Source organism: Streptomyces sp. NPDC006265 (assembly GCF_040613555.1).
In the GTDB taxonomy this organism is placed as follows: Bacteria; Actinomycetota; Actinomycetes; order Streptomycetales; family Streptomycetaceae; genus Streptomyces.
The window spans coordinates 1-10,708 of record NZ_JBEXSH010000240.1; the positions used below are offsets into that span (position 1 = coordinate 1).

11 protein-coding genes and 1 pseudogene are annotated in these 10,708 nt (G+C 71.8%); 9 read left to right on the forward strand and 3 right to left on the reverse strand.

Annotation, left to right across the window (positions count from 1 at the left end; all coding sequences use genetic code 11):
- Nucleotides 1-38: 38 nt before the first annotated feature.
- The gene (locus ABZ281_RS20375; RefSeq protein ID WP_356657368.1) at nt 39-743 is read right to left on the reverse strand and encodes a FadR/GntR family transcriptional regulator; all 705 of its coding nucleotides are present in this window, start codon (nt 741-743) and stop codon (nt 39-41) included.
- A gap of 166 nt (nt 744-909) precedes the next feature.
- Here ABZ281_RS20375 and ABZ281_RS20380 point away from each other — a divergent pair, with 166 nt between their 5' ends.
- The 8 genes from ABZ281_RS20380 to ABZ281_RS20415 are packed head-to-tail and all read left to right on the forward strand — an operon-like array spanning nt 910 to nt 8,748.
- Nucleotides 910-1,983, forward strand: coding sequence for a sugar ABC transporter substrate-binding protein (locus ABZ281_RS20380; RefSeq protein WP_356657370.1), 1,074 nt, complete (start codon nt 910-912; stop codon nt 1,981-1,983).
- Nucleotides 1,980-3,470 (forward strand): sugar ABC transporter ATP-binding protein, encoded by a 1,491-nt coding sequence (locus ABZ281_RS20385; RefSeq protein WP_356657372.1) that lies wholly within the window; start codon nt 1,980-1,982, stop codon nt 3,468-3,470. The genes ABZ281_RS20380 and ABZ281_RS20385 overlap by 4 nt, the downstream gene beginning before the upstream one ends.
- Nucleotides 3,463-4,488 (forward strand): ABC transporter permease, encoded by a 1,026-nt coding sequence (locus ABZ281_RS20390; protein ID WP_356657374.1) that lies wholly within the window; start codon nt 3,463-3,465, stop codon nt 4,486-4,488. Before ABZ281_RS20385 ends, ABZ281_RS20390 begins: the two co-directional genes overlap by 8 nt.
- A 37-nt stretch (nt 4,489-4,525) precedes the next feature.
- Nucleotides 4,526-5,860, forward strand: coding sequence for an L-fuconate dehydratase (locus ABZ281_RS20395; protein ID WP_356657376.1), 1,335 nt, complete (start codon nt 4,526-4,528; stop codon nt 5,858-5,860).
- The gene (locus tag ABZ281_RS20400) at nt 5,857-6,612 is read left to right on the forward strand and encodes an SDR family oxidoreductase (RefSeq protein WP_356657378.1); all 756 of its coding nucleotides are present in this window, start codon (nt 5,857-5,859) and stop codon (nt 6,610-6,612) included. The genes ABZ281_RS20395 and ABZ281_RS20400 overlap by 4 nt, the downstream gene beginning before the upstream one ends.
- Nucleotides 6,609-7,604: an aldo/keto reductase gene (locus ABZ281_RS20405; protein WP_356657380.1), complete on the forward strand. Its 996-nt coding sequence runs from the start codon at nt 6,609-6,611 to the stop codon at nt 7,602-7,604. The genes ABZ281_RS20400 and ABZ281_RS20405 overlap by 4 nt, the downstream gene beginning before the upstream one ends.
- A complete protein-coding gene (locus ABZ281_RS20410; RefSeq protein WP_356657382.1) occupies nt 7,601-7,918 on the forward strand; it encodes an L-rhamnose mutarotase in 318 nt (105 codons plus the stop codon). The genes ABZ281_RS20405 and ABZ281_RS20410 overlap by 4 nt, the downstream gene beginning before the upstream one ends.
- Nucleotides 7,915-8,748, forward strand: coding sequence for an amidohydrolase family protein (locus ABZ281_RS20415; protein WP_356657384.1), 834 nt, complete (start codon nt 7,915-7,917; stop codon nt 8,746-8,748). Before ABZ281_RS20410 ends, ABZ281_RS20415 begins: the two co-directional genes overlap by 4 nt.
- Here ABZ281_RS20415 and ABZ281_RS20420 read toward each other — a convergent pair.
- Complete coding sequence (locus ABZ281_RS20420) at nt 8,736-10,157, reverse strand: lipase maturation factor family protein (RefSeq protein ID WP_356657386.1); 1,422 nt, start codon at nt 10,155-10,157, stop codon at nt 8,736-8,738. The genes ABZ281_RS20415 and ABZ281_RS20420 overlap by 13 nt on opposite strands.
- Before the next feature lie 144 nt (nt 10,158-10,301).
- On the opposite strand from ABZ281_RS20420, the gene ABZ281_RS20425 reads away from it, so the two are divergent.
- A complete protein-coding gene (locus ABZ281_RS20425; protein WP_356657388.1) occupies nt 10,302-10,625 on the forward strand; it encodes a hypothetical protein in 324 nt (107 codons plus the stop codon).
- Here ABZ281_RS20425 and ABZ281_RS20430 read toward each other — a convergent pair.
- Nucleotides 10,618-10,708: pseudogene (locus ABZ281_RS20430) on the reverse strand (arsenate reductase family protein); the annotation flags it as partial. The gene ABZ281_RS20425 and the pseudogene ABZ281_RS20430 sit on opposite strands and share 8 nt — an antisense overlap.

Genomic DNA, 10,708 nt, shown 5'->3' on the forward strand with positions numbered 1-10,708 from the left:
GTTCAAGTAGCCGCGGAGCACCGGGCCCTGGGACCGTCTCAGGGCCCGAGCTGCGCGCGCAGCCACTGTTCCACCTCGCCCACGTGCGCGGCCGCCGCCGCGCGGGCCGCCTCCGGGTCATGAGCCGCCAGGGCCCGGTGGATCGCCGCGTGCTCGCGGCGGGTGCGGGCGAAGGCGCCCTCCTCCTGGTAGCCGCGCCAGACGCGGGCGCGGAACGTCCGTGACGACAGGCCCTCCAGGATCGCGGCCAGGGTCTCGTTGCCCGCGGCCGCCGCGATCTCCCGGTGGAAGGCCAGGTCGTGGGCGAGGATCTCCTCCGGATCGTCCGTGGCGGTCATGGCCGCCAGGTGCTTCTCCACCTCGGCCAGCTGGTCCGGGGTGATCCGGGCGGCGGCCAGCGCCGTCGCCGTCGATTCCAGGATCCGCCGGATCTCCAGCAGTTCCACCAGTTGCGGGCCGCGCGACAGGTCCGCGACGACACCGAAGGTCTCCAGCAGGTCGCCGGCCTCCAGTTGTGTCACGTAGATGCCCGAGCCGTGCCGGGCCTCCAGCACGCCCAGCACCGTGAGCGCACGGATCGCCTCCCGCATCGAGCTGCGGGAGATGCCGAGCTGGACGGCCAGATCACGTTCGGTGGGCAACCGCTGGCCCGGTTCCAGCCGGCCCTCGCCGATCATCGCCTTGATCCGCTCGATGGCGCGCTGCGTCACGGTGCCCTTCTGCGGGGCTGTCTCGTCGTCCACGCCATTCCTCCGATCACCGCGCTCGGCGCAGTCTAACCAGTCAGGTGGTCGGACCACTATGGGCCGTGAGCGGGAAAATCTGCCGTCAACGGGTGTTCTGGCCGGGGAGTGGTCTGATAAGTATGCGGGCATCTGCTGGAAGACCGGTCGATGGGAGCCTCCTGAGATGCCCGGAAGCACAGTGCGGAAACGGAACACGTCACGGATGTTCGGCGCGGTGGCCCTGGCCACCGGAGCGTCCCTGCTGCTCGCCGCGTGCGGCAGCACCAAGGACACCGGGGCCTCCGGGGCCGGAGGCGGTGACGGCACCGGCAAGGTCGGGGTGGTGCTGCCCCTGCTGACCTCGCCGTTCTGGCAGTCGTACAACGACTACGTGCCGAAGATGGCGAAGTCCGAGGGCGTGGACGCGATGAAGACCGTCAACTCCAACAGCGACCCCTCGCAGCAGATCACCGACATCAACAACCAGCTCAACCAGGGCGTCGAAGGCCTGGTCGTCGCCCCGCTGGACAGTGCCGCCATCGAGGCCGGACTCGACCAGGCCGAGCGCAAGGGCGTGCCGGTGGTCGCCGTGGACGTGGCCCCCGACAAGGGCAAGGTCGCCATGGTGGTCCGGGCGAACAACGTGGCGTACGGCGAGAAGGCCTGCCAGTACCTCGGCGAGCACATCACCTCAGGCAAGGTCGTGCAGATCATGGGCGACCTCGCCTCGGTCAACGGCCGCGACCGCTCCGAGGCGTTCCACGCCTGCGTGAAGAAGAACTTCCCGAAGCTGAAGGTCCTGGAGATCCCCGCCAAGTGGGAGTCCGACACGGCGGCCTCCAAGCTCGACACCCTCCTCAACGCCAACCCCGACATCAAGGGCATCTACCTGCAGGCGGGCGGTGTCTACCTCGCGCCCACCCTTCAGACCCTCAAGTCCAAGGGCATGCTGAAGAAGGCCGGGCAGCAGGGCCACATCGCCATCGTCTCCAACGACGGGATCCCGCAGGAGTTCGACGCGATCCGCAAGGGCGAGATCGACGCGACCGTCTCCCAGCCCGCCGACGCCTACGCCAAGTACGGCATGTACTACATCAAGGCGGCGATGCAGGGGAAGGAGTTCAAGCCGGGCCCGACGGACCACGACTCGACGATCGTCAAGCTGCCCAGCGGCATCCTGGAGGACCAGCTGCCCGCCCCGCTGGTCACCAAGGACAACGTCGACGACCCCGAGCTGTGGGGCAACACGGGCGAATGAGCAGCCCACTTGTCGAGGCACGGGGCGTCGTCAAGCGCTACGGCCCCACCACCGCCCTCGCCGACGGCCGGCTCACCGTCCTGCCCGGCGAGTCCCACGCCCTCGTCGGCCGCAACGGCGCCGGCAAGTCGACCCTGGTCCGCATCCTCACCGGCCTCCAGGCACCCGACGAGGGCACCGTCCGCTTCGACGGCGAGCCCGCGCCGCCGCTGACCGACCGGGACGCCTGGCGCCGCAAGGTCGCCTGCGTCTACCAGCATCCGACGGTCGTCCCCGAACTGACCGTCGCCGAGAACCTGTTCATCAACCGGCAGCCGCTGCACCGGGGCTTCATCAGCTGGCGCCGCCTGAAGTCCGAGGCCGCCGCCCTCCTCGACACCTGGGACGTGCGCGTCGACCCCGACGCCCGCACGGCCGACCTCAAGGTCGAGGACCGGCAGATGGTGGAGATCGCCCGCGCGCTGAGCTTCGGCGCCCGCTTCATCGTCCTCGACGAGCCCACCGCCCAGCTCGACAACCGGGAGATCGAGCGGCTCTTCAGCCGTATGCGCTCCCTCCAGGACTCGGGCGTCACCTTCCTGTTCATCTCGCACCACCTCCAGGAGGTGTACGAGGTCTGCCAGACCGTCACGGTCCTGCGCGACGCCCGCTGGATCACCACCGCACCGGTCGCCGACCTCCCGCGCCAGGCACTGGTGGAGGCCATGGCGGGGGAGGCGATCGCCGAGGCGACCGAGCGGCAGCGGGCCGTCGAGGCCGCAGGCCCGGTCCTCCTCGACGTCCGCGGGCTCCGCTCGACGGCCTACGAGAACGTCGGCCTCACCGTCCGCCGCGGGGAGGTCGTCGGACTCGCCGGCTCCAGCGCCAGCGGCAAGATCGAGCTGGCCGAGACGTTCACGGGACTGCATACACCCACCGGTGGGACGGTCCGGCTGGACGGGGCGCCACTGCCGTTCGGCGACGTCCGGGCCGCCGTCGAAGCCGGAGTCGGCTTCGTGCCCCGCGACCGGCACGACCAGGGCCTCGTCTTCGGCATGTCCGTCGGCGACAATGCCACCCTCAGCGTCCTGGACCGGCTCGGCCGTTTCGGTTTCGTCGGCACCGACCGCAAACGCGGCGTCGCCACCGCGCTGATCGGACGGCTCGACATCCACGCCGAGGGCCCCGAACAGCCCGTCTCGGACCTGTCCGGCGGCAACGCGCAGAAGGTCGTCATGGCCCGGGCCCTCGCCTCCGACCCACGGCTCCTGGTCCTCGTCAACCCCACCGCGGGCGTCGACGTGAAGTCCAAGGAGTCCCTGCTCGCCCGCGTCGACAGCGCCCGCGAGGACGGCACCGCCGTACTCGTCGTCTCCGACGAACTCGACGACCTCAGGCGCTGCGACCGGGTCCTCGTCCTCTTCCACGGCCGTGTCGTCGCCGAGCACCGGGCGGGCTGGCGCGACCACGAGCTCATCGCCTCCATCGAAGGAGTGGACCATGGCTGACACCAAGGCCCCGCCGGTGAAGCCGGTGCTCGTGACCGGCACCGGGTCGGCGAGGACCGTGCTGCTGCGCCGGGCCCGCGAACTGGCCCTCGTACCTGCCCTGTTGCTGCTCGTGGTGCTCGGGACGATCGTCAACGACTCGTTCCTCACGGAGCGCAACCTGATCTCGATCCTCGGCGCCTCCGCCGCCCTCGCGATGGTCGTGCTCGCCGAGTCGCTCGTCCTCATCACCGGCAAGTTCGACCTCTCCCTGGAGTCGGTGGTCGGCATCGCGCCCGCCGTCGGAGCGCTGCTCGTGCTGCCCGCCGCCCAGTCCGGCTGGGGCACCGAGTTCCCCGCCGCTCTGGCCTTGCTCGCGGCTCTGGTCGCGGGCGCGGCCGTCGGCGCCTTCAACGGCGTCCTGGTCGTGAAGTTCAAGCTCAACGCGTTCATCGTGACGCTGGCGATGCTGATCGTGCTGCGCGGCCTGCTGGTCGGCGCGACCAAGGGCAAGACGCTGTTCGGCATGCCCGACGGCTTCTACGCGCTGGCCACCACCACCTTCCTCACCGTCCCGCTGTCGGTGTGGCTCGCCGCGCTCGCCTTCGCGGTCGCCGGGTTGGTCCTGAAGTACCACCGGGTCGGACGCGCCCTGTACGCCATCGGCGGCAACGCGGAATCGGCCCGGGCGGCGGGCATCCGCGTGGAGCGCGTCATGCTCGGCGTGTTCGTCGTCGCGGGCGTGCTCGCCGCGGTCGGCGGCATCATGCAGACCGGCTACGTCGGCGCGATCAGCGCCAACCAGGGCCAGAACATGATCTTCACGGTGTTCGCGGCCGCGGTGATCGGCGGCATCGCCCTCGACGGCGGCAAGGGCACCATGTTCGGCGCCCTGACCGGCGTACTCCTTCTGGGTGTCGTGCAGAACCTGCTCACTCTCGCGCAGGTCCCGTCGTTCTGGATCCAGGCCATCTACGGCGGGATCATCCTGGTCGCCCTCATGATCGCCCGGGTCACCACGGGCCGCGCCCAGGACTGACCTCCCCGCCCTCCTGCACCCGACCGAAAGGCACTCCGTGTCCCCGACGCCCGCCCGCATCACCGCGGTCGACACCCACGACATCCGCTTCCCCACCTCGCGCGAGCTCGACGGCTCCGACGCGATGAACCCGGACCCCGACTACTCGGCGGCCTACGTCGTCCTGCGCACGGACGCGGCCGACGGGCACGAGGGGCACGGATTCGCCTTCACCATCGGGCGGGGCAACGAGGTGCAGGTCGCCGCGATCGAGGCACTGAGCGGGCACCTGGTCGGCCGGGGCCTGGACGAGCTGTGCGCCGATCCCTCCACCCTGAACCGCGACCTGATCGGCGACAGCCAGCTGCGCTGGCTCGGACCCGAGAAGGGCGTGATGCACATGGCGGTCGGCGCCGTCGTCAACGCCGTCTGGGACCTGGCCGCCAAACGAGCCGGCCTGCCGCTGTGGCGGCTGCTGGCCGAGGCCGAACCCGAATGGATCGTGCGCCAGGTCGACTTCCGCTACCTCACCGACGCCCTCACCCCCGAGGAGGCCCTGACCCTCCTGCGCCGGGGCCGGCCGGGTGCCGGGGAACGCACGGCCCGCCTGCTGGAGTCCGGCTACCCCGCCTACACCACCTCGCCCGGCTGGCTCGGCTACGACGACGACAAACTCACCCGGCTCGCGGCCGAGGCCGTCGCCGACGGCTTCCGGCAGATCAAGCTCAAGGTCGGCGCCGACCTCGACGACGACATCCGCCGCTGCCGCGTGGCCCGTTCGGTCATCGGCCCCGACGTGCGCATGGCCGTCGACGCCAACCAGCGCTGGGACGTCCACGAGGCGATCCGCTGGACCAAGGCCCTCGCCGAGTTCGACCCGTACTGGATCGAGGAACCCACCAGCCCCGACGACATCCTCGGCCACGCGGCGATCCGCCGGGCCGTCGCCCCCGTGAAGGTCGCCACCGGCGAACACGTGCAGAACCGGATCGTCTTCAAGCAGCTGCTCCAGGCCGGCGCGCTCGACGTCGTCCAGATCGACGCGGCCCGCGTCGGCGGCGTCCCCGAGAACCTCGCGGTCCTGCTGCTCGCGGCCAAGTTCGGGGTGCCGGTCTGCCCGCACGCGGGCGGCGTCGGCCTGTGCGAACTCGTCCAGCACCTGTCGATGTTCGACTACGTGGCCCTCTCCGGCACCACCGAGGACCGCGTCATCGAGTACGTCGGCCATCTGCACGACCACTTCCTCGACCCGGTGGTGATCCGCGAGGGTCGGTACATGGCACCCAACGCGCCGGGCTTCTCGGCGGCCATGCGGCCCGAGTCGCTGGCGCGGTACACCTATCCGGGCGGCGCGTTCTGGGCCGCCGACCTCCGGAAGGAGCAGGCTGAATGAGCGACTTCGAGGGCTTGAGGGTCCTGGTGACGGGCGGCGCCTCCGGCATCGGCCGGGCCACCGCCGAGTTCCTGGCCGAGCGCGGCGCCCGGGTCGCCGTCCTCGACCTGGACCCGTCGCCGGTCGACAAGCCGCTGCTCGCCCACCGCGCGGACGTCACCGACGACGCGTCCGTGCGCGAGGCCGTCGCCGCCGCCGTCGCCGACCTCGGCGGGCTCGACGTGCTGGTCAACAACGCGGGCATCGGCGCCCGGGGCACCGTCGAGGACAACCCCGACGACGAGTGGCACCGCGTCTACGACGTCAACGTGCTCGGCATGGTCCGCACCACCCGCGCCTGCCTGCCCCACCTGAGGGCCTCCGCGCACGCCGCGATCGTCAACACCTGCTCCATCGCCGCCACCGCCGGCCTGCCGCAGCGCGCCCTGTACAGCGCCACCAAGGGCGCGGTGTACTCCCTCACCCTCGCCATGGCCGCCGACCACGTCCGCGAGGGCATCCGCGTCAACTGCGTCAACCCGGGCACGGTCGACACCCCGTGGGTCGGCCGCCTCCTCGACGCCGCACCCGACCCGGCCGCCGAACGGGCCGCCCTGGAGGCCCGCCAGCCCACCGGCCGTCTGGTCTCGCCCGCCGAGGTCGCGGGCGCCATCGCCTACCTGGCGAGCCCTCTGTCCGGAGCCACCACCGGCACCGCGCTCGCCGTCGACGGCGGCATGCTCGGCCTGCGGCTGCGCCCGGTGGCCCGGTGAACCGGCTCGGCCGTAGCCGCGTCGAGGTCAGCGCCCTGTCCTTCGGCGCCGCCGCCATCGGCAACCTGTACACCGAGGTCGGCGAGGCCCAGGCGCACGACGCCGTCGAGGCCGCCTGGCAACGGGGCATCCGCTCCTTCGACACCGCCCCGCACTACGGCCTCGGTCTCTCCGAACGCCGCCTCGGCGCCGCCCTGCGCGACCACCCACGCGACCGGTACACCCTCTCCACCAAGGTCGGGCGCCGCCTGGAACCCTCGGACGGCGGCGGTGACGACCTGGCCGGCGGTTTCGCCGTGCCCGCGACCCACCGCCGCGTGTGGGACTTCAGCGCCGACGGCATCCGCCGCACCCTGGAGTCCAGCCTGGAACGCCTCGGTCTCGACCGGGTCGACGTCGTCTACCTCCACGACCCCGACGAGCAAGCCGAACAGGCCTTCCGCGAGGGCTACCCGGCGCTGGAAAGGCTCCGCTCCGAGGGCGTGGTCGGCGCGATCGGCGCCGGCATGAACCAGGCCGAGATGCTCACCCGCTTCGTCCGCGACACCGATGTCGACGTGGTCCTCTGCGCCGGCCGCTACACCCTGCTCGACCAGAGCGCCCTCACCGGCCTGCTGCCCGCGGCCCTTGATCGCGGCACGTCCGTCGTCATCGGCGGCGCCTTCAACTCCGGCCTGCTGGCCAACCCCGAACCCGGGGCGAGGTACAACTACACCGTCGCCCCCTCGGCACTGGTCGAGCGCGCCCTGCGTCTGAAGTCCGTCGCCGACCGGCACGGCACCACGCTGCGCGCCGCCGCCCTGACCTTCTGCGCCGCCCACCCGGCCGTCGCCAGCGTCCTCGTCGGCGCCCGCTCGGCCCACGAAGTGCGCGACTGCGCCCACCAGTTCGCCGCCCGGGTGCCCGCGGGGTTCTGGCACGACCTGCGCGCCGAGGGGCTGCTGCCCGCCGACGCACCCGTCCCCGCCGAGGCGCCGAAGGAGCCGTCATGAGGGTCGCCCTGCACACCGAGGTCCGCGCCGACCGCATCGCCGCGTACGAGGCGGCCCACCGCGAGGTCCCGGAGGAACTCATCGACGCCATCCGCGCCGCGGGCGCCACCTCCTGGACGATCTGGCGCAGCAACACGAACCTCTTCCACCTGCTGGAGTGCGAGGACTACGCCCGGCTCCTCGCCGAACTGGAGAAGCTGCCGGTCAACGTCGCCTGGCAGGCCCGCATGGCCGAACTGCTGGACGTCGTGCACGACTACTCCGGCGACGGCGCGGACGCCGGCCTGCCCGTCGTCTGGGAACTGCCGTCATGACCGTGGTCGACGCCCACCACCACCTGTGGAACCTGTCCGTCCGGGACCAGGACTGGATCATCGGACCCGAACTCGCCCCGCTCCGGCGCGACTTCATTATGAAGCACCTCGAACCCGAGGCGAGAGTTGCCGGAGTGGACCGCACGGTCCTCGTCCAGACGGTCACGGTGCCCGAGGAGACCCCGGAGTTCCTCGCCCTGGCCGCCGGGCACGACATGATCGCGGGCGTCGTCGGCTGGACCGACCTCACCCGGCCCGACGTCGCCGACGAACTCGCCCGTCTGCGCGCGCTCCCCGGCGGCCGGTACCTCAAGGGCATCCGTCACCAGGTCCAGGGCGAGCCCGACCCCGAGTGGCTGCTGCGCCCGGACGTGCACCGCGGACTGACCGCCGTCGTCGACGCGGGGCTGGTCTACGACCTGGTGGTGCTCCCGCACCAACTGCCCGCCTGCGTCAGGGCCGCCGCCGCCCTGCCCGGCCTCACCTTCGTCCTCGACCACCTGGGCAAACCGCCTATCGCCGCCGGCGCCCTCGAACCCTGGGCGAGCGGCCTGCGTGCCCTGGCCGCCCTGCCCAACACGGTCGCCAAACTGTCCGGTCTGGTCACCGAGGCCGACCCCGCCAACTGGACCGTCGAGGACCTGCGCCCGTACGCCGACGTGGCCCTGGATGCCTTCGGGCCCGGCCGGCTGATGTACGGATCGGACTGGCCGGTGTGCACCCTCGGCGCGGCGTACGGCGACACCCTGGACCTCACCCGCCGACTCACCGACCCGCACGACCACCCGCAGATCCTCGAGTCCACCGCGATCCGTGTCTACGGCCTGTGAACCGGCCCCGCCAGCCGCGTCGGCGGCAGGAAGTCACGCACGTAGGTCCGCTCCCAGCACGCGCCCGTCTCCCGCAGCTCGCGCCACGTCGTGTAGCGGTACCGGAACAGGCGGGCGCGCACGAACCGAGGCGGCGCATCCGGCGGGAACGGGGAGCGGCGCAGCAGCTTCAGGGTGGCCCGGTCGTTCTCCAGCAGCCGCTCCACCAGCGTCCCGAACCAGGGGTCGGCGTAGGCGGGGGAGAGGGCCGCGAACCACATCAGCCAGTCCAGCCGCAGATGGTAGGGCGCGAACTGGCGCGGCCAGCGCCGAGGATCGCCCGGCTTGCCCTTGAACTCGTACTCCAGCCAGCCCGAGTCCGCGCGCGGCACGTCGTCCGCGGTGCCCTCCACCACCACCTCGTACCGCACCCGGCTCACGCTGCCGAACGCTCCGTAGGTGTTCACCAGGTGGAGCGGGTCGAAGGAGCGGTTCATGACCTGACGGCGGGAGAGCATGTTGCGGACCGGCCGGTAGCTGAGGCCCAGGAGCGAAACGGCCACCGTGAGCACCACCACGACGTACCACAGCGGGGCGCCGGGCACGTCCGGCGGATCGGCCGGGAACCGCACGGCGGACAGCGCCAGCACGATCGTGATCCAGTTCAGCCAGGAGAAGTTGCCCGACAGCACCAGCCACACCTGGGTGACGAGCATCAGCGACGCGGCGGCCGTCGCGACGGGCTGTGGGGTGAACAGCAGGAACGGCACCACGAGCTGGGTGACGTGGTTCGCGGCCACCTCGACGCGGTGGAGAGGCCTGGGCAGATGGTGGAAGAACCAGCTCAGCGGGCCCGGCATCGGCTGCGTCTCGTGGTGGTGGTCCAGGCAGGTGAGCTGGCGCCAGCAGGCGTCGCCGCGCATCTTGATCAGCCCCGCGCCGAACTCCACGCGGAACAGGATCCACCGCAGCAGGAACAGCACGACGACCGGTGGCGCCACCTCGTCGTTGCCGAGGAACACGGCCAGAAAGCCGACCTCCAGCAGCAGCGACTCCCAGCCGAACGAGTACCAGGTCTGCCCGACGTTGACGATCGACAGGTACAGCGCCCACGGCACCAGCCAGAGCAGCATGCCGCCCCACAGGGGCAGCAGCGAGTCGAGCCCCGCCAGCAGCGCAGCCGACACCGCGCAGCCCGCCCAGGCGCAGAGCGCGAAGAAGCGGTCCGAGTAGTGCCACTGGAACAGGCTCGGCGCCCGCTTGAACGGCACCCGTTCGACGAACCGCGGGACCGGCAGCATGCCGCGCCGCCCGATCAGCGGGCGGAACTGGAGCACCGCCGTCAGGAACGCCACCAGGTAGACGGCGGCCAGCGCCCGCTGGAAGACCAGCCGGGTCAGCCAGTACTCGGACGCGCCGAACCAGTCCACAGCCGTGCGGTCCTCCTCTCCGGACGGCGCCCTGCCCGGGCGTCACGCTCCGTGTGCCAGCGCTCCGGTTGCGTGACACAAGTGACCGAAGCAAACAATAGTGACGAACGGCCCCGAACGGGCCGAGGTGAGCGGGAGGACGAGGTGCGGACACCCACCGGGACCGTCGTCCTGGCCTGTGTGCTCTCCGCGGCGCTCCTCCTCTCGGGCTGCGGCGGCCACACCACCGGGCACCGCGACTCCTCCCGCCACGGCGACGACGCGGGCACCGGCGGAGAACTCCTCCTCCAGCCCGCCGCGGCCCCGGGGCCCGACCCCTTCACGGACTCCACGACCCTCACGGCGGCTACCCCGTCCCCCGCCCCTCGAACGCCACGTCGCACCGGCCGGGCCCCCGCCGCCGGCGGGCCACGCTCCGTCTCCGGCGGAACGCCCGGACTGTACGGTGGCATCGAGCGGACTCCTTGAGCCCGAGCTCCTCGGCGTCGGGCTCCTGGGTGCGGGTGATGTCCCAGGGCTCGAGACCGAGGCGCTCGAGCACGCCCCGGATC

What these genes read in the sequence shown, in the direction of transcription:
- ABZ281_RS20380 (WP_356657370.1), top strand. Translation starts at nt 910, where the DNA reads ATGCCCGGAAGCACAGTGCGGAAACGGAACACGTCACGGATGTTCGGC.
- ABZ281_RS20385 (WP_356657372.1), top strand. Translation starts at nt 1,980, where the DNA reads ATGAGCAGCCCACTTGTCGAGGCACGGGGCGTCGTCAAGCGCTACGGC.
- ABZ281_RS20390 (WP_356657374.1), top strand. Translation starts at nt 3,463, where the DNA reads ATGGCTGACACCAAGGCCCCGCCGGTGAAGCCGGTGCTCGTGACCGGC.
- ABZ281_RS20400 (WP_356657378.1), top strand. Translation starts at nt 5,857, where the DNA reads ATGAGCGACTTCGAGGGCTTGAGGGTCCTGGTGACGGGCGGCGCCTCC.
- ABZ281_RS20410 (WP_356657382.1), top strand. Translation starts at nt 7,601, where the DNA reads ATGAGGGTCGCCCTGCACACCGAGGTCCGCGCCGACCGCATCGCCGCG.
- ABZ281_RS20415 (WP_356657384.1), top strand. Translation starts at nt 7,915, where the DNA reads ATGACCGTGGTCGACGCCCACCACCACCTGTGGAACCTGTCCGTCCGG.